The sequence below is a fragment of the Knoellia tibetensis genome, from assembly GCF_048606415.1.
In the GTDB taxonomy this organism is placed as follows: Bacteria; Actinomycetota; Actinomycetes; order Actinomycetales; family Dermatophilaceae; genus Knoellia; species Knoellia tibetensis.
The window spans coordinates 899,769-921,102 of the sequence record NZ_JBMBWF010000001.1 but is presented as its reverse complement, the minus strand read 5'-3'; the positions used below and the strand labels follow the sequence as shown (position 1 = coordinate 921,102).

Here is a 21,334-nt window from a genome sequence, read left to right as displayed (position 1 = left end):
CGCTTGCGAGAATGGTGACGTGACCACCACCCCGCAGCGCACGGACGTCCTCGTCGTCGGAGCCGGTCCGGCCGGCTCGGCAGCAGCGGCCTGGGCGGCGCGCGCCGGACGCGACGTCGTCCTCGCCGACGCGGCCGTCTTCCCACGTGACAAGACCTGCGGCGACGGGCTGACGCCGCGCGCCATCGGCGAGCTCGAGCGGCTCGGCCTGCGCGACTGGGTGCGCGGTCACACCGTCAACAAGGGGTTGCGCGCGCACGGCTTCGGCCAGACACTCCTGCTCGAGTGGCCGGGTGGCACGCTGCCGGACTACGGCTCGGCGGTCGCGCGCACCGAGCTCGACGACCACCTGCGCACGACGGCTCTCAAGTCCGGCGCGCTCGGCGTCGAGGGGGCCAAGGCCGTCGACGCCCGCATCGAGGGCGGGCGCGTGCGGGGCGTGACGTTCCGGCGCGACGGCGAGACCTTCGAGATCGAGTGCGAGCGGCTCATCGTCGCCGACGGTGTGCGGTCGACGCTCGGCAAGGTGCTCGGCCGCGAGTGGCACAAGGACACCGTCTATGCCGTGGCCGGACGGTGCTACGTCGACTCCGGCGTGTCGGACGACCCCTGGATCAGCAGCCACCTCGAGCTGCGCGGCGAGGACGGCGAGATCCTCTCCGGCTACGGCTGGATCTTCCCGCTCGGTGGCGGCCAGGTGAACGTCGGCGCAGGCACGCTCGCCACGACGAAGCGACCGGCCGAGGTCGCCATCAAGCCGCTCATGGCGCACTACGTCGAGGAGCGCCGGGCCGACTTCCAGCTCAGCGGCGAGGCCCGGATGCCCACCAGCGCGCTGCTGCCCATGGGTGGTGCCGTGAGCAACATCGCCGGACCCAACTGGGCGCTCATCGGCGACGCCGCGGCCTGCGTCAACCCGCTCAACGGTGAGGGCATCGACTACGGCCTCGAGGGTGGGCGGCTCGTCGTCGACCTGCTCGACACCGACCTCTCCGTCACGTGGCCGGCCACCCTGCAGGAGCACTACGGCGAGGCGTTCTCCATCGCCCGCCGCCTGGCCGGTGTCGTCACCGTGCCGCGCATCCTGCCCGCGCTCGGCCCGGCCGGCATGCGGTCGGACTGGCTCATGACGCTCGCGCTGCGCTGGATGGGCAACCTCGTCACCGACGAGGACCGCGACCGCGCCGCGCGCGTCTGGCGCTGGGCCGGTCGTCGCTCCGTCGCCCTCGACTCCCGCCCGCCCTTCACCTGACCCTGCTCCACCGTCGGGACCGTCGCACCCGCCCCACACCCCCGTCGAGGCGGGTGCGGGACGGTGCGTCCGACGTGAGGGCTCAGCCGGTGCTGGCCCAGCGCCAGGTGCTGCCCTCGAAGTTGACCTCCGCGAGGGTGTCGCAGCTCGACGTCATGCAGACGCCGAAGCGGATGCCCACCTGCTTGCCCTCGGGCAGGTTCTTGTTCATGACGCCGATGACGAACTGGTCGTTCGCGGCCCACCGGATGAGGCCGCGTCGCGAGTCGTCCCCGAGCTTCCAGTGGACCGCCACCTTGCCGGGACCGCTCTGGTCCCGGAGGTAGAAGTAGTCGCCGTACGCGTGATAGCAGGCGTCACCTGCCGGGTGCGAGGAGAACGCCTGGCAGCTCGCCATCGACGAGACGCCGGTCATCGTGTCGAGCTCCAAGGTGGCCGCGTTCGCCTGGGTGGACGTGCCAAGCATGAGGACGGCGGCTGTTGCTGCAGTGAAGGTCATTCGTGTGAGTTTCATGCGCGAGACGATGGATCCCGTCGCTGCGGATCTGCTGCGATCCTGCTGCGGGCGGTGCGCAGCGACCTGCTGCCCCTCGGAGCCCGTCTGCGGCGGGAGCGCACCGTGGTGTCGCGGATACCGGCGACCACACCCGGTTCGGCCCCCAATCTCCGACACCGGAGGGGTGCGAAGAGTCGGTTCGTGCGAGCCGCACGAGGTCGGTACGTCAGGACCCGCTGGCGGCGAGGGCGTCGCGGACGCCCGGCTCGGGGTCGCCGAGCACCGGGTCGCGCCGGCTGACGACGTCGGCCACGGCCTTGATGTTGGCGACCTTCTCGCGGGCCCATCCGATCCGCCAGTCGCGGGGGAAGCGCTCGCGGACCGTCACGTCGCCGACGCCCTCGGTCGTCATGCCGGCCGCACGGCACAGCGCCACGGCCCGCCCGACGTGGTACTCCTGCGACACGACGGTCATCTCGTCGACACCGAAGATGCGGTGGGCGCGCTGGCAGGAGTCATAGGTGTCGCGCCCCGCGAAGTCGAGGACCACCTTCTCCGTCGGCACACCTGCCGCGACGAGGTAGTCGCGCATCGCCGTCGGCTCGTCGTATGCGTGGGTGCGGTTGTCGCCCGAGACGAGGAGGACGCGCACCTTGCCCGCCCTGAAGAGCTCCGCGCCTGCGTCGAGCCGGGCCTTGAGGTACGGCGACGGCGTCCCGTTGGGGTCGATGCCCGCGCCGAGGACGAGGCCCACCGGGGTTGCCGGCGCCTCCGCCACGGAGTGCACTCGGCCGCCCGAGGCCACCGACACCCAGAGCCACGGCCCGAGCAGACCGATGAGACCCAGGACGACGGGAACAGTCATCACCCGGACCCAACGGCGTCCCCAGAACCTCTTCACCTCAGCAGTGTGAGGCACCGGTCGTGTCCGTCGGGGGAGGAGGACGTGAAGGTCGTGCGCCCACGCCTCAGGGGCTGTGACCGCACTGGGGGGTGTCGGAGGTGCGGGTGATCGGACCATGGTTCAGGCCCCTTTTCCCGACACCTTGACGAGAGCTGCAGGGCAGGGCTCACCCGGACGCCGTGCGACGACGCGTCAGGAGCGAGCGGTCAGGGCGTCGCGCATGGGGATGAGCTTGGCGTCGGACTCGGCCACCTCGTCCTCCGGCACGGACCCGGCGACGATGCCGCACCCGGCATAGAGCGACATCCGCCGCGGGTCGTCGGGATTGATCGCACCCGACCGCAGGGCGATGCCCCACTCGCCGTCGCCGCTGGCGTCCATCCAGCCCACCGGACCGGCATAACGGCCGCGGTCCATGTGCTCGAGCTCGGAGATGAGCGCGTCGGCCACGGGCGTCGGGGTACCGCAGACCGCAGCGCTCGGGTGCAGCGACGCGGCGAGCGACAGAGAGGACGTCGAGTCGGTGAGGACACCGGCGACGTCGGTCGCGAGGTGCATGACGTTGGAGAGGTGCAGCACGAACGGCGCCTCGGGCACGTTCATCGAGGAGCAGTGCGGCGCAAGGGCATCGGCGACCGAGCGCACGGCGTACTCGTGCTCCTCGAGGTCCTTCGACGAGCGTGCGAGCGACGCGGCGAGGGCGAGGTCGTGCTCGTCGTCGCCGGTGCGGCGGATCGTGCCGGCGAGGACGCGCGAGGTGACGAGGCCCTTCTCGCGGCGCACGAGCATCTCGGGGGTTGCGCCGACGAGCCCGTCGACGGCGAAGACCCACGTCGACTCATAGCTCTCGGCGAGCCGCGACAGCAGCCACCGCACGTCGATCGGCGACTCGGTCCGGACGTCGAGGTCACGGGCGAGGACGACCTTGTCGAGGTCGCCCCGCTGGATCCGCGAGACCGCCTCGGCCACGGCGCCGGCCCACTCGGTCGGAGACAGCGAGCCGTCGGCGAAGGCGACCTCGCCCGGTGCCTCGACGTCGTCCGCGACGACCGGCTCGACGCTCGGCGGCAGGGCGTCGGTCGTGGTCGTCGTCGTGACCCACCACTGGTCCCGGCGGCGGCCGACAACGACCGAGGGCACGACCAGAGTCGCCCCCACGGGCGAGTCCGCGGCATACGAGACGGCGCCGAAGGCGACCGGTCCGGTGCCGGGCAGGTCGACCTCGTCCCGCACCACGGCGGAGGCCGAGACCGATCGCCACCACGTCTCGAGCGTCGCGAAGCGCGAGTCCCCGTGGGCGGTGACCGAGGCCGCGCGTCCCCAGCCCACGAGGCCCTCGCCGCGGCGAACCCACGAGGTGGTGTTCCGCGCGTCGGTCGCCGGCAGGAGCGACAGCAGCGCGGTGCCGTCGGCGGGGGTGAGGGGGACCGTTCGGGTGACCAGCGGCGGGAGGGGCGCGGTGCCGGGGTGGGGCGTGGGCAGGGACGTCATCACCGGTGAGCGTAGCCCCGCGGCGCTCCCGGCCCCGCACCGAACCCGTGTGGCGCGGTGAGAGGATGACGACATGAGCCGTGCCTCCCTCGACAAGCAGCCGCGCGACGTCGCCGCGATGTTCGACGACGTCGCCGAGCGCTACGACGTCACCAACGACGTCCTGTCCCTCGGCCAGGACCGCCTGTGGCGCCGCGCCGTCCTCAAGGCCGTCGACGCCAAGGCCGGCGAGCGGGTCCTCGACATCGCCGCGGGCACGGGCACGTCGAGCGAGCCCTTCGCCGACCACGGGGTGCACGTCGTCCCCGCCGACTTCTCGCTCGGCATGCTGCGCGTGGGCAAGAAGCGCCGCGACGACCTCGGCTTCACCGCTGCCGACGCGATGCAGCTCCCCTTCGCCGACGCGTCCTTCGACGCGGTGACGATGTCCTTCGGGCTGCGCAACGTCGCCGACGTCGACGCCGCGCTGCGCGAGTTCGCCCGGGTCGCCAAGCCCGGCGGGCGCCTCGTCGTGTGCGAGTTCAGCCAGCCCGTCAACGGCGCCTTCCGCAAGGTCTACAGCGAGTACCTCATGGAGGCGCTGCCCCGCGTCGCCCGCAAGGTGAGCTCGAACCCCGAGTCCTACGTCTACCTCGCCGAGTCGATCCAGGCGTGGCCCGACCAGCGCGCGCTCGCGACGCGGGTGGCCGCCGCCGGCTGGGGCGAGGTCGAGTGGCGCAACCTCAGCGGGGGAATTGTCGCGCTTCACCGAGCGGTCAAGCGGGCCTGACGCGAGTCACCAGCCAACTTAGGTCCTCCTTAGTGCAGGGCCGCAAACGGGCTGCATAGAGTAGGGCGTTGTTCGTGAAGACTTTCACAAGCAAGGTGTCCCGTTGACTCTCGCCCCTGACGCTGCAGGCGTCGTCGTCATCGGAGCCGGTACCGCCGGCTCCGCTGCTGCGGCACACCTGTCCGCGGCGGGCGTCGACGTCCTGCTCCTCGAGCGCAGCGCCGAGAGCGACACCCGTCCGGGCGCCGCGGCCCTCACGCCGGCCGCCGTCCGCGAGCTCGAGGTCCTCGGCCTCCCCCAGTCCGACACCGCCGGCTGGCACCGCACGACCGGCGTCCGCTTCGTCGGTGGCGGCATGCGCCTCGCCCTCGCATGGCCCGACGCGCAGGGTCGCGCGACCCACGGCCTCACCGTCGCGCGCTCGGTCCTCGACGCCACCCTCGCCGCGTATGCCGTCCGCTCCGGTGCGCGCCTGCGCCGCGCCACCGAGGTGGTCGCCCTCACCCGCGGCTCCGACGGCCGCGTCTCGGGTGTGACGACCGCCGACGGCTCCACCGTCCGCGCCGACGTCGTCGTCGACGCCTCAGGCGGCGCCCTCACCACAGCCACGAGCCACGCCACGACCCACGGGCCCGTCGCCGTCTCCGCCGACTTCGACAGCCCTCGCCACGGCGACGACCACGTCGAGTCGTGGTTGCGCCTCTCCGCCGGCGACGGCGCCGCCCTCCCCGGTCACGGCTGGATCGTCGGCCGCGGCGACGGCCGGGTCACCGTCGGTGTCGGTGCCCTCGCCGACACGACTGCGACGACCGACGCCTGCGCCGGTGTCCTGCGGCGCTGGCTCACCGCGCTCCCTGCGAACTGGGAGCTCACCGAGGACACGATGACCGGCCCCGTCGCCGGGTCGCGCCTCGCCACCACCTCCCGCGGCGAGCGCCGCTCCGCCGACGGCCTGCTCGCCGTCGGCGACTCCGCCTCCGTCGCCCACCCCGTCACGGGGGAGGGGGTCGCCGCCGCGCTCACGTCCGCCCGCCTGGCCGCCGTCGTCGTCGCGCGAGCCCTCGCGCACCCGGCGGGAGCCGCGCGCGAGGCCGAGCTCACGGCATACGACGTCCTCGACGGTGCCCTCGGACGGCACCGGACGCTGGCACGCACGGCCGCCCGCGCCTTCGACCGCCCGCTCGTCACCCGGCTCGCGACGACCTACGTCCTGCCGAGGCAGCCGCTCATGAAGCTCGCCCTCGGCGCCCTGACCACCCCCACCCCGGCTGCAGTTGAGACCTGCGTCACGCCCTCTACGATGGGGCGCGTGACCCGAGCCGCAGACCCTGGCACCGAAAGGGGAGTTGACCAGCGATGAGCAACCCCTACGTCCCGATCCTCTTCCTCCTGGCGCTCGGCTTCGGGTTCGCCGCGCTGTCGGTGGGGACCAGCCTCGTCGTCGGGCCCAAGCGCTACAACCGCGCCAAGTCCGAGCCCTACGAGTGCGGGATCCAGCCCTCGCCGCGCGCCGAGGGCGGCGGGCGCGTGCCGATCAAGTACTTCCTCACCGCGATGCTCTTCATCATCTTCGACATCGAGTCGGTGTTCCTCTACCCGTTCGCCGTCGCCTTCGACCAGCTCGGCCTCTTCGCGCTCGTCGAGATGGTCCTCTTCATCCTCACCGTCTTCGTCGCCTACGCCTACGTGTGGAAGCGCGGCGGACTGGAGTGGGACTGACATGACACGTATGCCGTGTGCTCCGGCCGCGCTCCCGCGCGCCACCGCTCTGCCTGACCCGATCGGAAGGAGTCTCTGATGGGACTCGAGGAGAAGCTGCCCGCCGGCTTCGTGCTGACGACGCTCGAGAACGTCGTCGGCTACATGCGCAAGGCCTCGATCTGGCCGGCGACGTTCGGTCTCGCGTGCTGCGCCATCGAGATGATGGCCGTCGGCACGCCCGACTACGACATCGCCCGATTCGGCATGGAGCGCTTCTCGGCGACGCCGCGCCAGGCCGACCTCATGATCGTGGCCGGTCGCGTGTCCAACAAGATGGCGCCGGTCGTCCGCCAGGTCTACGACCAGATGCCCAACCCCAAGTGGGTCATCGCGATGGGTGTCTGCGCCAGCTCGGGCGGCATGTTCAACAACTACGCGATCGTCCAGGGCGTCGACCACATCATCCCGGTCGACATCTACCTGCCCGGCTGCCCGCCCCGGCCCGAGATGCTGCTCAACGCGATCATCGAGCTGCACGACCAGATCCAGAACTCCAAGCTCGGCGTCAACCGCGTCGCCGCGGCCCGGGCCGCCGAGGAGGCCGCGCTGCGCGCCGTGCCGACCTCCCTCATGCCGCCCACCCACGACCACGCCGCCCTCACCGCGACGCCCGGGAGGAACCTCCTCGCATGAGCGACGACACCAAGCCCCCCGCCGACGACCGGAAGGCGACCGCCCCCGAGGCGGTCGTCGGGTCCGAGGACCTGCACGCCACCGACCTCGACCTCACCGAGGCCAACGCGGCCGGCGACGCGGCGCCCGTCCGGATCGGCGAGCGCCGTGGCATGTTCGGCCCGACCCGCGGCAGCGACACGACCGGCTACGGCGGCCTGCGCACGCCGATCCTCTTCCCCGGCGCGGCCGAGAAGCCCTACGGCTCCTACTTCGACGAGCTCACCACGACGCTCGAGCAGGCGCTCGGCTCGACCGGTGACACGGCATACGGGTCCGCGGTCGAGCGGGTGGTCGTCGACCGTGGCGAGCTCACCCTGCACATCCGCCGCGAGGCGCTGCCGACCGTGGCCCGCGCCCTGCGCGACGACCCGGCGCTGCGCTTCGAGATCTGCACCGGTGTCTCCGGCGTGCACTTCCCGGGTGAGGCCGGACGTGAGCTGCACGCGGTCTACCACCTGCTCTCGATCACCCACAACCGGCGCGTGCGCCTCGAGGTGACCGCCCCCGACGACGACCCGCGCATCCCCTCGGTCGTCGAGACGTGGCCCGCCGCCGACTGGCACGAGCGCGAGACCTGGGACATGTTCGGCATCGTCTTCGAGGGCCACCCGTCCCTCACTCGGATCCTCATGCCCGACGACTGGCCGGGCCACCCCCAGCGCAAGGACTATCCCCTGGGTGGAATCCCGGTGGAGTACAAGGGCGGCACCGTCCCGCCGCCCGACGAGCGGAGGTCGTACAACTGATGACCACTCACGACGACACCATCTACGAGGACGTCCCGGCGAGCGAGACCAGCCCGGGTCTCGACCCGGACCTCGGCGCCAGTGACCCCTACGCCTCGACCGACGCCGACCGCGAGGACGGTCTTCACGTCTTCAACGCCTCCGGAGGCGACTGGGGCGACCTCGTCGACGAGGCGGCCGCCCTCCACGAGGAGCGCATCGTCGTCAACATGGGTCCGCAGCACCCGTCGACGCACGGCGTGCTCCGCCTCATCCTCGAGCTCGACGGCGAGACGGTGACCGAGGCCCGCGCGGGCATCGGCTACCTCCACACCGGCATCGAGAAGAACATGGAGTACCGCTCCTGGGTCCAGGGCGTGACGTTCTGCACGCGCATGGACTACCTCAGCCCGATGTTCCAGGAGGCGACCTACTGCCTCGGCATCGAGCGCCTCCTCGGCATCGAGGACCGGATCCCGGAGCGCGCGTCGATCATCCGCGTCATGATGATGGAGCTCACCCGCATCAACTCCCACCTCGTGTGCCTCGGCACCGGTGGCATGGAGCTGGGTGCGACGACGGTCATGACGGTCGGCTTCCGCGAGCGCGAGCGCATCCTGCGGATCTTCGAGGCCGTGACCGGCCTGCGCATGAACAACGCCTACATCCGCCCCGGCGGCGTGGCCCAGGACCTGCCGCACGGCTGCCTCGACCTCGTCCGGGACACCGTCCCGCAGCTGCGCGACGGGCTGCACGAGCTCGAGCTCCTCCTCAACGAGAACCCGATCCTCAAGGGCCGCACCAAGGACGTCGGCTACCTCGACCTCGCCGGCTGCATGGCGCTCGGCATCACCGGACCGATCCTGCGCTCGACGGGGCTTCCGCACGACCTGCGCAAGAGCCAGCCCTACTGCGGCTACGAGACCTACGACTTCGAGGTCATCACCCGCACCGGGGCCGACGCCTACGACCGGATCCGGATCCGCCTCGACGAGATGTACGAGTCGCTCAAGATCGTCGAGCAGTGCGTCGAGCGCCTCAAGAAGGTGCAGGGCCCGGTCATGATCGAGGACAAGAAGATCGCGTGGCCGGCCCAGCTCTCCGTCGGCAGCGACGGTCAGGGCAACAGCCTCGACCACATCCGCGAGATCATGGGGACCTCGATGGAGTCCCTCATCCACCACTTCAAGCTCGTCACCGAGGGCTTCCGAGTCCCCGCCGGCCAGGCCTACGTGCCGATCGAGTCGCCCAAGGGCGAGCTCGGCGCCCACGTCGTCTCCGACGGTGGGACGCGTCCCTTCCGGGCGCACTTCCGGGACCCGAGCTTCAACAACCTGCAGGCCGTGGCCGCGCTGTCCGAGGGCGGCCAGGTCGCCGACGTCATCGTCGCCGTTGCCTCGATCGACCCCGTCATGGGAGGCGTTGACCGCTGATGGAGCACTACGGATTGCAGACTGCTGCCGGTCACCTCACGGTGCCCGCGGAGTCCAAGGAGCCGTATGCCGCGGAGCAGCTCGCGCAGCTGCACGCGGATGCCGAGCAGGTCGTCTCCCGCTATCCCCAGAAGCGCTCGGCGCTGCTGCCGCTGCTGCACCTCGTGCAGTCGGTCGACGGCTACGTCACCGGTCGCGGCATCGACTTCTGCGCCGAGGTCCTCGACCTCACCCGCGCCGAGGTGTCGGGCGTGGCGACCTTCTACACGCAGTACAAGCGCCACCCCAACGGTGACTACACCGTCGGCGTCTGCACCAACACGCTCTGCGCCGTCATGGGCGGCGACGAGATCTGGGACTCGGTCTCCGACCACCTCGGCATCGGTCACGACGAGACGACCGAGGACGGCAAGATCACCCTCGAGCGCATCGAGTGCAACGCGGCGTGCGACTACGCCCCGGTCGTCATGGCCAACTGGGAGTTCTTCGACAACCAGACGCCGGAGTCGGCCAACCAGCTCGTCGACGACCTGCGCGCCGGCACGCCGGTGAAGCCGACCCGCGGCCCGGACAGCCTCTGCACCTTCAAGCAGATGTCGCGCGTCCTCGCCGGGTTCAGCGACGGCCTCGCCGACCAGGGTGTCGGCGCCGGGCCCGCCTCGCTGCGCGGCCTCGAGGTCGCGCACGAGAACGGCTGGGAGGCGCCGAGCGCCGACCGTGGCGGCGCGGCGGACGGCGACGGCGAGGACACCGACACGCAGGCCAGCGCAGCGGGTGAGCAGCTCGGTGGCAAGGCCGCCGGACGCCACTCGTCCGTCGATACCCCCACCAACGAGGCCGACGAGAAGCCCGGCGGCCAGCCTGCCAAGAAGGACGCCGACGAGCCCGCGGACAAGCCGGTCGAGGACTCCGCGAAGGACTCCGCCGACGCGCCCGCCGACGGCAAGAAGGGCACGAAGGGCAAGCAGAAGGACGCCCCGGCGCAGCCCTCGACCGTGCAGGCCGAGGCCGAGCCGGCGACCCTCTTCGACGACGGCGCGACGACCGCAGAGGCCGAGCCGAAGGGCGACGCCCCGCTCACCGGCAGCGCGGCCGCGGCGTCGTCGAAGGGCGCCACCCCACAGACCCGTGGCGTGCGTCCGGAGGGCGCCGAGACCTCGTCCTACGGCGAGGGCACCGCGGACGACGACGGCACCGGTCCCGAGGGTCCGGAGATCAAGGGCGAGGGAGACCGATGAGCACCACGCTGACCCCGATCCTCACGAAGTTCTGGGACGACCCCCAGAGCTGGACGCTCGAGACCTACGAGAAGAACGAGGGCTACCAGGCGCTCAAGAAGGCGCTCGGCATGGCTCCGGCCGACCTCGTCCAGATGACGAAGGACTCCGGCCTGCGCGGACGTGGCGGTGCCGGCTTCCCCACCGGCATGAAGTGGGGCTTCCTGCCCCCGCCGGACGGCGGTCCCCGCTACCTCGTCGTCAACGCCGACGAGTCAGAGCCGGGCACGTGCAAGGACATCCCGCTCATGATGGCCGCGCCGCAGTTCCTCATCGAGGGCGTCGCCATCACCTCCTACGCCATCGGGTGCAACCACGCCTTCATCTACCTGCGTGGTGAGGTCGTCCACGTCTACCGCCGCCTGCTGCGCGCGGTCGAGGAGGCCTACGCGGCCGGACACCTCGGCAAGAACATCCACGGCTCGGGCTTCGACCTCGACGTCACCGTCCACGCGGGCGCCGGCGCCTACATCTGCGGCGAGGAGACCGCGCTCCTCGACAGCCTCGAGGGCCGCCGCGGCCAACCGCGCCTCAAGCCGCCGTTCCCGGCCGTGGCCGGTCTCTATGCCCGCCCGACCGTCGTCAACAACGTCGAGTCGATCGCGAGCGTCCCGCCGATCCTGCTCCACGGCGCCGAGTGGTTCGGCGACATGGGCACCGAGAAGTCCCAGGGCTTCGGCATCTTCAGCCTCTCGGGCCACGTCAAGAACCCCGGCCAGTACGAAGCCCCGCTCGGCATCACGCTGCGCGAGCTGCTCGACATGGCCGGCGGCATGCGCGACCCCGACAAGGCGCTCAAGTTCTGGACGCCCGGTGGCTCGTCGACGCCGCTCTTCACCGCCGAGCACCTCGACATCCCGCTCGACTTCGAGTCGGTCGCCGCAGCCGGCTCCATGCTCGGCACGCGTGCGCTCCAGATCTTCGACGAGACGACCTGTGTCGTGCGTGCCGTCGACCGCTGGACCGACTTCTACAAGCACGAGTCCTGCGGCAAGTGCACCCCATGCCGCGAGGGCACGTGGTGGCTCAAGCAGATCCTCGGCCGCCTCGAGCACGGGCAGGGCAGCGAGGAGGACCTCGACAAGCTCCTCGACATCTGCGACAACATCCTCGGCCGCAGCTTCTGCGCGCTCGGCGATGGTGCGACCAGCCCGATCACGAGCTCGATCCAGTACTTCCGCGACGAGTACCGCGCCCACCTCACCGAGGGCCGCTGCCCGTTCGACGCCCGTGAGTCCACGCTCTTCCACAAGGACCGAGTGAACGCATGAGCACCCCACGACGTCCTGTTCCTCCGCTCCGCTCCTCCACACCACGCCATGGGGACCCCGCATGACTGTGACCGACGACAAGAAGACGGCGCCCGCCGTCGAGACGGTCGAGCTGACCATCGACGGCATCGACGTCTCCGTCCCCAAGAACACCCTCGTCATCCGGGCGGCCGAGGAGGCCGGGATCGAGATCCCGCGCTTCTGCGACCACCCGCTGCTCGAGCCGGTGGGCGCGTGCCGCCAGTGCCTCGTCGAGGTCTCGACACCGGGCCCGGACGGCACCCTGCGCCCGATGCCGAAGCCGCAGGCGTCGTGCACGATGACCGTCTCGCCGGGCATGCAGGTCAAGACGCAGCACAGCTCGCCCGTCGCCGACAAGGCGCAGCAGGGCGTCATGGAGCTGCTCCTCATCAACCACCCGCTCGACTGCCCGGTCTGCGACAAGGGTGGCGAGTGCCCCCTCCAGAACCAGGCGATGAGCAACGGCCGCCCGGTGAGCCGCTTCGAGGACGTCAAGCGGACCTACCCGAAGCCGATCAACATCTCGAGCCAGGTCCTCCTCGACCGCGAGCGCTGCGTCCTGTGCGCCCGCTGCACCCGCTTCTCCGACCAGGTGGCCGGCGACCCGTTCATCGCCCTCGTCGAGCGAGGCGCGCTGCAGCAGGTCGGCATCTACGAGGAGAAGCCGTTCGAGTCCTACTTCTCCGGCAACACCGTCCAGATCTGCCCGGTCGGCGCGCTCACGGGTGCCGCCTACCGCTTCCGCGCGCGGCCGTTCGACCTCGTGTCGACCCCGAGCGTCTGCGAGCACTGCGCGAGCGGCTGCTCGATGCGCACCGACCACCGCCGTGGCTCGGTCCTGCGGCGGATGGCCGCCAACGAGCCGCTCGTCAACGAGGAGTGGAACTGCGACAAGGGCCGCTGGGCCTTCCAGTACGCCTCGACCCCGGCCCGCCTCGAGCTGCCGATGGTCCGTGAGGACGGCGAGCTCCGCGTCGCCTCGTGGCGCGAGGCCCTCGAGGTCGCCGCTGCCGGGCTCAAGGCGGCCAGCGGCGCCGGTGTGCTCGTCGGCGGTCGCGTCAGCTCCGAGGACGCCTACGCCTACGGCAAGTTCGCACGCACGATCCTCGGCACCAACGACGTCGACTTCCGCGCCCGTCCGCACTCGGCCGAGGAGGCGGACTTCCTCGCGTCGTCCGTCGTCGCCACCGGCCCTGACGGCGGTGCGGTGACCTACGCCGACCTCGAGTCGGCGAGGACCGTCGTCCTCGCGGGCTTCGAGCCCGAGGACGAGAGCCCCATCGTCTTCCTGCGCCTGCGCAAGGCGTCGCGCAGGAGCAAGACCGCCGTGTATGCCGTCTCGCCCGTCGCGACCCGCGGCCTCGCCAAGGTCTCCGGTCGCCTCATCCCGACCGCGCCCGGCACCGAGCCCGAGGTCCTCGACGCCCTCGGCAAGGGCTCGGCCAGCGGTGCGCCCGGCGAGGGCCCCGACACCGTGCGCGACGCCGCCGAGGCGCTGCGCGGCGAGGGCGCGATCATCCTCGTCGGCGAGCGTCTCGCCACCGTGCCCGGTGCCCTGAGCGCCGCTGCCCGCCTCGCCGAGACCACCGGGGCTCGCCTCGCATGGGTCCCGCGTCGAGCGGGGGAGCGCGGTGCCCTCGAGGCCGGCGCCTTCCCGACGCTGCTGCCCGGTGGCCGCTCCGTGGGTGACGCCACCGCCCGCGCCGAGGTCGCCTCGGCCTGGGACGTCGTCGGTCTGCCCGACGAGCCCGGCCGCGACGCCGGCGCGATCCTCGAGGCGGCCGCCACCGGTCGGCTCGGCGCGCTCGTCGTCGGTGGCGTCGACCCGCTCGACTTCGGTCGGGCCGACGCGATCCAGGCCCTCGAGAACACCTTCGTCGTCTCGCTCGAGATCCGCGAGTCCGCGGTCACCGCGCTCGCCGACGTCGTCCTGCCCGTCGCGGCGCACGCCGAGAAGGCCGGCAGCTTCGTGGACTGGGAGGGCCGGGTCCGCCCGTTCCAGCAGGCCATCGAGACCGGCTTCGTCAGCGACCACCGCGCGCTCGACATGCTCGCGGACGAGATGGGCGAGTTCCTCGGCTGCCGCACGGTCGCCGAGGTCCGCTCCGAGATGGAGCGCATCGGCCCGGCCTCCGGCACTCGTGCCGCGGCGCCGAGCGTCGAGGCCGGCGAGGTCCCGAGCGCGGAGGACGGTCACCTCGTCCTCGCAACGTGGCGCCACCTGCTCGACAAGGGCCTGCTCCAGGACGGCGAGCCGTTCCTCGCGGGCACCGCGCCGAGGGCCGCTGCCAAGGTCTCGGCGACGACCGCCGCCTCGATCGGCGTGGCCGACGGCGACGCCGTCACCGTTTCCGGTGGCGACTTCAGCGTCACCGTCCCCGTCGCGGTGAGCGAGATGGCCGACCACGTCGTCTGGCTCCCGACCAACTCGGAGGGCTGCGACCTCCGGGGCACGCTCGCGGACGCCCCCGGCATCCGCGTCTCCGTCACCACGATGGACAAGGTGGTCTCCCGATGAGCACGCTTCTCAGCCTCCAGCAGGTGGCCGGCACCTATAGCGAGAGCGCTCTGACCGGCATACAGGCTCTGGGGTCGCTGGCGACCGAGGGCAAGGACAACCCGCGGGCCGACTTCTCGGACACGCCATGGTGGCTCTCGCTCGTCAAGGCGCTTCTCATCTTCGTCTACCTGCTCGTCTCGACGCTGCTCGTCATCTGGTTCGAGCGCCGCGTCATCGGCCGCATGCAGCAGCGCCCCGGGCCCAACCGCAACGGTCCCTTCGGCCTGCTCCAGACCCTCGCCGACGGCATGAAGTCGATGCTCAAGGAGGACAACACCCCCGCCAAGGCGGACCGGTTCGTCTTCACCCTCGCGCCGCTCATCACGGCCACGATGTGCTTCATCGGCTTCGCGATCATCCCGCTCGCCGGTGAGGTGAGCATGTTCGGGCACCGCACGCCGTTCCAGCTCGCCGACTCCTCGATCGCCGTGCTCTTCGTGCTCGCGATCGCCGGCATCGGCATCTACGGCGTCGTCCTCGCCGGCTGGTCCTCGGGCTCGCCCTACCCGCTCATGGGTGGTCTGCGCTCGTCGGCGCAGATGATCTCCTACGAGATCGCGATGGGTCTCTCGCTCGTCGCCGTCTTCCTCTACAGCGGCTCGATGTCGACCTCGCAGATCGTCGGCTCGCAGGCCAACGTCTGGTACATCATCCCGGCGTTCTTCAGCTTCTTCGTCTACGTCATCACGATGGTCGGCGAGACCAACCGACTGCCGTTCGACCTCGCCGAGGGCGAGGGCGAGCTCACCGGTGGCTTTCACACCGAGTACGGCTCGATGCGCTTCGCCATGTTCTTCCTCGGCGAGTACATCAACATGTTCACCGTCGCCGCCCTGGCCACGACGATGTTCCTCGGTGGCTGGCAGGCGCCTCCCGGCATCGCCGCCATCAACGACGGCATGTTCAACGAGGGCTGGTGGGGCCTGCTCTGGTTCACCGTCAAGCTCTGGATGTTCATGTTCGTCTTCGTGTGGCTGCGCGGCTCGCTGCCCCGCACCCGCTACGACCAGTTCATGCGGTTCGGCTGGAAGTTCCTCATCCCCGCCACCCTCGCCTGGGTCGTCCTCGTCGCCTTCTTCCGCGGTGCGCAGAACGGCTGGTTCGGCGACGCGGCCCTCGAGGTCGCCGGCCGCCGCTTCCCGGTCGCGTCGCTCGCGATCGTCGGGCTCGTCGCCGTCGGCGCGCTCGCCCTCGGCTGGTGGTGGGACTCGCGCGCGATCGCGCGGGACAACGCCGCCAACGAGGCGGCTCCCGAGGAGATCGACCCGTATGCCGGTGGGTTCGTCGTGCCGCCGCTCCCGGGCCAGCGCCTCAAGGAGACCGCACGGGTGGGCGCCCCTGCCCTTCCCGAGGCCGACGCGGTGAGGCAGTCCACCGGGTCCCACGCCGCCACGCCCGATCTCGACAAGGAGGCCCCTCGTGGCTGACGACAAGAAGGGCGGCGGGTTCCTCTCCGACCTCTTCGCTCCCGTGGGTGGGTTCGGGGTGACCTTCGCGACGATGTTCCGCAAGGTCGCCACGACCGAGTACCCCGAGGTGAAGCGCCCGACGGCGCAGCGCTTCCACGGCCGCCACCAGCTCAACCGTCACCCCGACGGGCTGGAGAAGTGCGTCGGCTGCGAGCTCTGCGCGTGGGCCTGCCCGGCCGACGCGATCCTCGTCGAGGGCGCCAACAACGACGACGCCAACGGCCAGCGGTTCTCGCCCGGCGAGCGCTACGGGCGCGTCTACCAGATCAACTACCTGCGCTGCATCTTCTGCGGACTGTGCATCGAGGCCTGCCCGACGCGCGCGCTGACGATGACCAACGAGTACGAGATCGCCGACAACAACCGCGCCGACCTCATCTTCACCAAGGAGCAGCTCCTCGCCCCGCTCCAGGGCGGCATGGTTCCCGCGCCGCACCCGATGGTGGACGGCATGGAGGAGCGCGACTACTACCTCGGCAAGGTCTCGGGCGCCACGCCCACGCAGCGCGACTGGGTCGAGCAGCACCACGCCAAGGCCCCCGAGGAGGCCACGTCATGACCACCACAGGAGAAGCGATCCTCTTCTGGGTCCTCGCCCCCGTCGCCGTCGCGGGCGCGCTCGGTCTCGTCTTCGCCCGCAAGGCGGTTCACGCCGCCCTCGGCATGGCGCTGACGATGATCTGCCTCGGCGTGTTCTACCTCGCCCAGGACGCGGACTTCCTCGGCGTCATCCAGATCTTCGTCTACACCGGCGCCGTGATGATGCTCTTCCTCTTCGTCGTCATGCTCGTCGGCGTCGACTCCTCGGACAGCGTCGTCGAGACCCTCAAGGGCCAGCGCGTCGCGACCGTCGTGCTCTCGCTCGGCCTCGGCGTGCTCCTCGCGGGCGCGCTCGGGCGCATCACGATCGGTGAGGCCCCGGCCGACCGGCTGACCTCGCTCAACGCCGAGACCGGCAACGTGTCCGGTGTCGCCGAGCTCATCTTCGGCCGCTACGTCTGGGTCTTCGAGGCGACGTCGGCGCTGCTCATCACCGCCGCGCTCGCCGCGATGGTCCTCGCCCACCGCGAGCGCCTCGGGTCCCGCCCGAGCCAGCGCGCCTGGGCCGAGCGTCGCATCCGCTCCGGCGAGAACCTCGCCGGCCTGCCCGCCCCCGGTGTCTACGCCCGGCACAACGCCGTCGACACCCCTGCCCTGCTGCCCGATGGCTCGCCGAGCGAGCTCTCGGTGTCCCGCGTCCTCACCGCCCGCGACCAGGTCGGCTCCGCCACCCCTTGGGTCGAGGCCGAGCGCGAGATCGTCGGCGAGGTCGACTCCTCGTGGACCGGCAGCGCCCCGACCGACGGCAGGCGCACGTCCGCCCTCGACCGTGATGCCGCCCGCGACGCCGCCCAGGAGGACGGGGCATGAGCCTCATCAACTACATCTACCTCGCGACGCTGCTCTTCGTCATCGGCGGCGCCACCGTCCTCACCCGGCGCAACGCGATCGTCGTCTTCATGGGTGTCGAGCTCATGCTCAACGCGGCAAACCTCGCCTTCGTCACCTTCGCCCGCCTGCACGGCAACCTCGACGGCCAGGTCATCGCGCTCTTCGTCATGGTCGTCGCGGCCGCCGAGGTCGTGGTCGGCCTCGCCATCATCATGGCGATCTTCCGTGCCCGCCGGTCGGCCTCGGTCGACGACGCCAACCTCCTGAAGCTCTAAGGGGCTGCACTCGTGAACTCATTCGCACTGCTCGCCGCGGAAGGTGAGGTGGCCGCGGCCACCGGCCTCACGGCATACGCGTGGCTCCTCGTCCTGCTCCCGCTCGCGGGCGCCGGGATCCTCCTGCTCGGAGGCAGGGCCACGAACGCCTGGGGCCACCTGCTCGCGACCGCCCTCTCGTGGGGCAGCTTCGTGATCGGCTTCGCGATCTTCCTCGCGATGGCCGGCCGCGGCGCCGAGGAGCGCGCTGCCCACGTCGGTGGCTGGAACTTCATCCCGGCGGGGCAGTTCCAGCTCGAGACGGGGCTGCTCGTCGACCAGCTGTCGATCGCCTTCGTCCTGCTCATCACCTTCGTCGGGTCGCTCATCCACGTCTACTCCATCGGCTACATGGAGCACGACCCGGACCGGCGCAAGTTCTTCGCCTACCTCAACCTCTTCGTCGCGTCGATGCTGCTGCTCGTGCTCGCCGACTCCTACCTCCTGCTCTTCGTCGGCTGGGAGGGCGTGGGTCTCGCGTCGTACCTGCTCATCGGGTTTTGGAACCACAACCCGGCCTACGCGACCGCGGCCAACAAGGCGTTCTTCGTCAACCGCGTCGGTGACGTCGGCATGTCGATCGCGATCATGTTCATGTTCTTCACGTTCGGCGCGGTCGACTTCGCCACCGTCCACGCGGGCGCGGCGGAGGCCGGCTCGACGGCGATGACGATCCTCGGCCTGCTGCTGCTCGTCGGCGCGTGCGCGAAGTCGGCACAGTTCCCGCTCCAGTCCTGGCTCGGCGACGCCATGGCCGGCCCGACGCCGGTGTCGGCGCTCATCCACGCGGCGACGATGGTCACCGCCGGCGTCTACCTCGTCGTGCGCTCCCACGCGATCTTCGACGCCGCCCCCAACGCCCGGCTCGCCGTCGCCATCGTCGGTGCGATCACGCTCCTCTACGGCGCGATCGTCGGCTGCGCGAAGGACGACATCAAGAAGGCGCTCGCCGCCTCGACGATGAGCCAGATCGGCTACATGATGCTCGCCGCCGGTCTCGGCCCGGTCGGCTACGCGTTCGCGATCTTCCACCTCATCACCCACGGCTTCTTCAAGGCCGGGATGTTCCTCGGCGCCGGCTCGGTCATGCACGGCATGAAGGACCGCGTCGACATGCGCGGGTTCGGTGGCCTGTCCGGGTTCATGAAGATCACCTGGGTGACCTTCGGCCTCGGCTGGCTCGCGATCCTCGGCGTCCCGCCGTTCTCCGGCTTCTGGTCCAAGGACAAGGTCATCGAGGCCGCGTTCATCGGCGAGGGCTGGCGCCCGTGGGTCTTCGGTGGCGTGGCGATGATCGGCGCCGGCATCACGGCGTTCTACATGTCGCGCCTGTTCTTCATGACCTTCCACGGCCGTCGCCGCTGGGTCGACGCGCACGAGGACGCCGAGCGCGGCGTCCACCCGCACGAGTCGCCGCTGACGATGACCGTGCCGATGATCGTCCTCGCGCTCGGGTCCGGCCTGCTCGGCCTCGTCCTCTCGTGGGGCGGCATGTTCACCCACTGGCTCGAGCCGGTCGTCGGCGCGCACGGTGAGGAGCACCCGGTCCTCGCGGTGCCGGTCATCATGGCGCTCACGCTGCTCCTCGTGGCCGGCGGTGCCGCCTACGCGTGGATGCTCTACTGGCGCGACGACGTCGCCGAGGTGGCGCCGCGTGGCTCGCTGGTCACCCGCGCGGCCCGTGCCGACCTCTACCAGGACGCCATCAACGAGGGCCTCTTCATGCGGCCCGGCACCCACCTCACCCGGGCACTCGTCTTCACCGACGGCAAGGGTGTCGACGGGGTCGCCGGCTCGCTGGCCGCCGCGATCGGTGGCGCGTCCTCGCGACTGCGCCGCGTCCAGACGGGCTACGCCCGGTCCTATGCCCTGACGATGCTCACCGGCGTCGTCGCCGTCCTCGGAGCCCTGTGGGTGATGAACTGATGTCCTTCCCCATCCTCACCCTCATGATGGTCGTGCCGCTCGTCGGCGCGGCGGTGGTGTGGCTGCTGCCCTCCGGCTCCGCACGGCTGGCCCGTCCCGTCGCGCTGGTGACCTCGCTCGTCACGCTCGCGCTGGCGCTGCTCGCCTGGGCCCGGTTCGACACCGGCGGCTCGGCCGAGCGCTACCAGCTCACCGAGACCCACTCGTGGATCCCGCAGTTCGGTGTGAGCTACGCGCTCGGTGTCGACGGCATCGCGCTCTCGCTCATCGTCATGGCCGCGATCCTCACCCCGGTCTGCCTGCTCGCGGCGTGGAACGATCTTGAAGGCGACAGGGACCACGACCGCAGCGGTCGGCGCGAGAAGACGTACTTCGCGCTCATGCTCGTGCTGCTCACCTTCATGGTGGGTGTCTTCGCGGCGCGCGACGTCTTCCTCTTCTACGTCTTCTTCGAGGCGATGCTCATCCCGGTGTACTTCCTCATCGGCATGTTCGGCGGCCCTCGCCGCCAGTACGCCGCGGTGAAGTTCATCCTCTTCTCGCTCGTCGGCGGGCTCATCATGCTCGTCGCCGTCATCGCGCTCTACTTCTACGGGCCGGGCGGCGAGCAGGGCTTCCTCTACGAGTCGCTCGAGGGCGCGGTCGGCGGGTCCACCGCCGCGCAGCGCTGGATGTTCCTCGGCTTCTTCATCGCCTTCGCGATCAAGGCGCCGATGTGGCCGGTCCACACCTGGCTGCCCGACGCCGCGTCCGAGGCCCGGCCGGCGACGGCCGTCCTCCTCGTCGGCGTGCTCGACAAGGTCGGCACCTTCGGGATGCTGCGCTTCTGCCTCGGGTTCTTCCCGGAGGCCTCGAAGTGGGCGACCCCGGTCGTCATCACGCTCGCGGTCATCTCGGTGATCTACGGCGCGCTGCTCGCCATCGGCTCGCGCGACATGATGCGGCTCATCGCCTTCACCTCGATCAGCCACTTCGGCTTCATCGTCATGGGCATCTTCGCCATGACGACGACGGCCGGTGCCGGCTCGGCGCTCTACATGGTCAACCACGGGTTCGCGACGGCCGGGCTGTTCCTCATCGCCGGCTTCCTCGTCGCCCGCCACGGCTCGCAGCGGATCGCCGACTACGGCGGCTGGCAGCGCGTGACGCCGGTGCTCGCGGGGACGTTCCTCGTCGCGGGCCTGTCGTCCCTGGCCCTGCCCGGGCTCTCGTCCTACGTGTCCGAGTTCCTCGTGCTCACCGGGACGTTCCAGCGCTACCCGTGGGCCGCGGCCATCGGCACGATCGGCATCGTCCTCGCCGCGCTCTACATCCTGCTCATGTACCAGCGCGTCTTCACCGGCCCGCGTCCGGTGTTCGCCGCCGTCGCCGAGCCGCGTGACCTCGGGCTGCGCGAGAAGCTCGTCGTGGCGCCGATCATCGCGTCCTTCCTGCTGCTCGGCTTCTTCCCGAAGCCCGTGCTCGACCTCGTCAACCCCGCCGTCGGCAAGACGCTCGAACTCGTCGGCGTCTCCGACCCCGCGCCGACCAACGCCTCCGGGAGTGCCCAGTGACCGCCG

Annotated in this window: 18 protein-coding genes and 1 pseudogene; 16 read left to right on the top strand and 3 right to left on the bottom strand. The window is 70.9% G+C overall.

The features are described from left to right. The first annotated feature begins 19 nt into the window (after window positions 1-19). The gene (locus ACOJV7_RS04390; protein WP_420188923.1) at window positions 20-1,252 is read left to right on the top strand and encodes a geranylgeranyl reductase family protein; all 1,233 of its coding nucleotides are present in this window, start codon (window positions 20-22) and stop codon (window positions 1,250-1,252) included. A gap of 82 nt (window positions 1,253-1,334) precedes the next feature. Here the strand turns inward: ACOJV7_RS04390 and ACOJV7_RS04385 are convergent, their stop codons facing one another. The 3 genes from ACOJV7_RS04385 to ACOJV7_RS04375 all read right to left on the bottom strand — a co-directional run bounded on the left by ACOJV7_RS04385 (window position 1,335) and on the right by ACOJV7_RS04375 (window position 4,143). Continuing rightward, window positions 1,335-1,766 (bottom strand): hypothetical protein, encoded by a 432-nt coding sequence (locus ACOJV7_RS04385; RefSeq protein ID WP_420188922.1) that lies wholly within the window; start codon window positions 1,764-1,766, stop codon window positions 1,335-1,337. Between the two features lie 208 nt (window positions 1,767-1,974). After that, entirely contained in the window at window positions 1,975-2,613 is a 639-nt protein-coding gene (locus ACOJV7_RS04380; protein WP_420188921.1) for a SanA/YdcF family protein, read from the bottom strand. Window positions 2,614-2,844: 231 nt separating this feature from the next. Then, window positions 2,845-4,143: an isochorismate synthase gene (locus tag ACOJV7_RS04375; protein WP_420188920.1), complete on the bottom strand. Its 1,299-nt coding sequence runs from the start codon at window positions 4,141-4,143 to the stop codon at window positions 2,845-2,847. Window positions 4,144-4,216: 73 nt separating this feature from the next. Between ACOJV7_RS04375 and ACOJV7_RS04370 the strand changes: the two genes are divergently transcribed. The 15 genes and pseudogenes from ACOJV7_RS04370 to ACOJV7_RS04300 all read left to right on the top strand — a co-directional run bounded on the left by ACOJV7_RS04370 (window position 4,217) and on the right by ACOJV7_RS04300 (window position 21,328). Then, window positions 4,217-4,912, top strand: a complete 696-nt coding sequence (locus tag ACOJV7_RS04370) for a demethylmenaquinone methyltransferase (protein ID WP_420188919.1) — start codon at window positions 4,217-4,219, stop codon at window positions 4,910-4,912. Window positions 4,913-5,015: 103 nt separating this feature from the next. Then, the gene (locus ACOJV7_RS04365; protein WP_420188918.1) at window positions 5,016-6,272 is read left to right on the top strand and encodes an FAD-dependent monooxygenase; all 1,257 of its coding nucleotides are present in this window, start codon (window positions 5,016-5,018) and stop codon (window positions 6,270-6,272) included. Next, window positions 6,269-6,631, top strand: a complete 363-nt coding sequence (locus tag ACOJV7_RS04360; protein WP_035948126.1) for an NADH-quinone oxidoreductase subunit A — start codon at window positions 6,269-6,271, stop codon at window positions 6,629-6,631. Before ACOJV7_RS04365 ends, ACOJV7_RS04360 begins: the two co-directional genes overlap by 4 nt. Window positions 6,632-6,709: 78 nt before the next feature. Next, window positions 6,710-7,306, top strand: a complete 597-nt coding sequence (locus ACOJV7_RS04355; RefSeq protein WP_420188917.1) for a NuoB/complex I 20 kDa subunit family protein — start codon at window positions 6,710-6,712, stop codon at window positions 7,304-7,306. Next, on the top strand, window positions 7,303-8,094 hold the full coding sequence (locus tag ACOJV7_RS04350) for an NADH-quinone oxidoreductase subunit C (protein WP_420188916.1): 792 nt from the start codon (window positions 7,303-7,305) through the stop codon (window positions 8,092-8,094). The genes ACOJV7_RS04355 and ACOJV7_RS04350 overlap by 4 nt, the downstream gene beginning before the upstream one ends. Beyond that, window positions 8,094-9,506, top strand: coding sequence for an NADH-quinone oxidoreductase subunit D (locus tag ACOJV7_RS04345; protein ID WP_420188915.1), 1,413 nt, complete (start codon window positions 8,094-8,096; stop codon window positions 9,504-9,506). Before ACOJV7_RS04350 ends, ACOJV7_RS04345 begins: the two co-directional genes overlap by 1 nt. Next, a pseudogene (gene nuoE, locus ACOJV7_RS04340) lies at window positions 9,506-10,390 on the top strand (NADH-quinone oxidoreductase subunit NuoE); the annotation flags it as partial. The gene ACOJV7_RS04345 and the pseudogene nuoE, both read left to right, overlap by 1 nt. Window positions 10,391-10,740: 350 nt before the next feature. Continuing rightward, entirely contained in the window at window positions 10,741-12,054 is a 1,314-nt protein-coding gene (gene nuoF, locus ACOJV7_RS04335; protein WP_420188914.1) for an NADH-quinone oxidoreductase subunit NuoF, read from the top strand. A 61-nt stretch (window positions 12,055-12,115) separates the two neighbouring features. Then, the gene (locus ACOJV7_RS04330; protein ID WP_420188913.1) at window positions 12,116-14,593 is read left to right on the top strand and encodes an NADH-quinone oxidoreductase subunit G; all 2,478 of its coding nucleotides are present in this window, start codon (window positions 12,116-12,118) and stop codon (window positions 14,591-14,593) included. Further along, a complete protein-coding gene (gene nuoH, locus ACOJV7_RS04325) occupies window positions 14,590-16,062 on the top strand; it encodes an NADH-quinone oxidoreductase subunit NuoH (RefSeq protein WP_420188912.1) in 1,473 nt (490 codons plus the stop codon). The genes ACOJV7_RS04330 and nuoH overlap by 4 nt, the downstream gene beginning before the upstream one ends. After that, window positions 16,055-16,663, top strand: coding sequence for an NADH-quinone oxidoreductase subunit NuoI (gene nuoI, locus ACOJV7_RS04320; protein ID WP_420188911.1), 609 nt, complete (start codon window positions 16,055-16,057; stop codon window positions 16,661-16,663). Before nuoH ends, nuoI begins: the two co-directional genes overlap by 8 nt. Further along, window positions 16,660-17,514, top strand: coding sequence for an NADH-quinone oxidoreductase subunit J (locus tag ACOJV7_RS04315; RefSeq protein ID WP_420188910.1), 855 nt, complete (start codon window positions 16,660-16,662; stop codon window positions 17,512-17,514). Before nuoI ends, ACOJV7_RS04315 begins: the two co-directional genes overlap by 4 nt. Beyond that, complete coding sequence (nuoK, locus tag ACOJV7_RS04310) at window positions 17,511-17,810, top strand: NADH-quinone oxidoreductase subunit NuoK (RefSeq protein ID WP_147064549.1); 300 nt, start codon at window positions 17,511-17,513, stop codon at window positions 17,808-17,810. The genes ACOJV7_RS04315 and nuoK overlap by 4 nt, the downstream gene beginning before the upstream one ends. Window positions 17,811-17,822: 12 nt before the next feature. Then, the gene (nuoL, locus tag ACOJV7_RS04305) at window positions 17,823-19,775 is read left to right on the top strand and encodes an NADH-quinone oxidoreductase subunit L (RefSeq protein ID WP_420188909.1); all 1,953 of its coding nucleotides are present in this window, start codon (window positions 17,823-17,825) and stop codon (window positions 19,773-19,775) included. After that, the gene (locus ACOJV7_RS04300) at window positions 19,775-21,328 is read left to right on the top strand and encodes an NADH-quinone oxidoreductase subunit M (RefSeq protein ID WP_420188908.1); all 1,554 of its coding nucleotides are present in this window, start codon (window positions 19,775-19,777) and stop codon (window positions 21,326-21,328) included. Before nuoL ends, ACOJV7_RS04300 begins: the two co-directional genes overlap by 1 nt. Window positions 21,329-21,334 lie beyond the last annotated feature (6 nt).

Coding starts and splice junctions, on each gene's coding strand:
- ACOJV7_RS04385 (WP_420188922.1), bottom strand. CDS start 1,766: ATGAAACTCACACGAATGACCTTCACTGCAGCAACAGCCGCCGTCCTC.
- ACOJV7_RS04380 (WP_420188921.1), bottom strand. CDS start 2,613: ATGACTGTTCCCGTCGTCCTGGGTCTCATCGGTCTGCTCGGGCCGTGG.
- ACOJV7_RS04375 (WP_420188920.1), bottom strand. CDS start 4,143: ATGACGTCCCTGCCCACGCCCCACCCCGGCACCGCGCCCCTCCCGCCG.
- ACOJV7_RS04370 (WP_420188919.1), top strand. CDS start 4,217: ATGAGCCGTGCCTCCCTCGACAAGCAGCCGCGCGACGTCGCCGCGATG.
- ACOJV7_RS04360 (WP_035948126.1), top strand. CDS start 6,269: ATGAGCAACCCCTACGTCCCGATCCTCTTCCTCCTGGCGCTCGGCTTC.
- ACOJV7_RS04355 (WP_420188917.1), top strand. CDS start 6,710: ATGGGACTCGAGGAGAAGCTGCCCGCCGGCTTCGTGCTGACGACGCTC.
- ACOJV7_RS04350 (WP_420188916.1), top strand. CDS start 7,303: ATGAGCGACGACACCAAGCCCCCCGCCGACGACCGGAAGGCGACCGCC.
- ACOJV7_RS04345 (WP_420188915.1), top strand. CDS start 8,094: ATGACCACTCACGACGACACCATCTACGAGGACGTCCCGGCGAGCGAG.
- nuoF (WP_420188914.1), top strand. CDS start 10,741: ATGAGCACCACGCTGACCCCGATCCTCACGAAGTTCTGGGACGACCCC.
- ACOJV7_RS04330 (WP_420188913.1), top strand. CDS start 12,116: ATGACTGTGACCGACGACAAGAAGACGGCGCCCGCCGTCGAGACGGTC.
- nuoH (WP_420188912.1), top strand. CDS start 14,590: ATGAGCACGCTTCTCAGCCTCCAGCAGGTGGCCGGCACCTATAGCGAG.
- ACOJV7_RS04315 (WP_420188910.1), top strand. CDS start 16,660: ATGACCACCACAGGAGAAGCGATCCTCTTCTGGGTCCTCGCCCCCGTC.
- nuoK (WP_147064549.1), top strand. CDS start 17,511: ATGAGCCTCATCAACTACATCTACCTCGCGACGCTGCTCTTCGTCATC.
- ACOJV7_RS04300 (WP_420188908.1), top strand. CDS start 19,775: ATGTCCTTCCCCATCCTCACCCTCATGATGGTCGTGCCGCTCGTCGGC.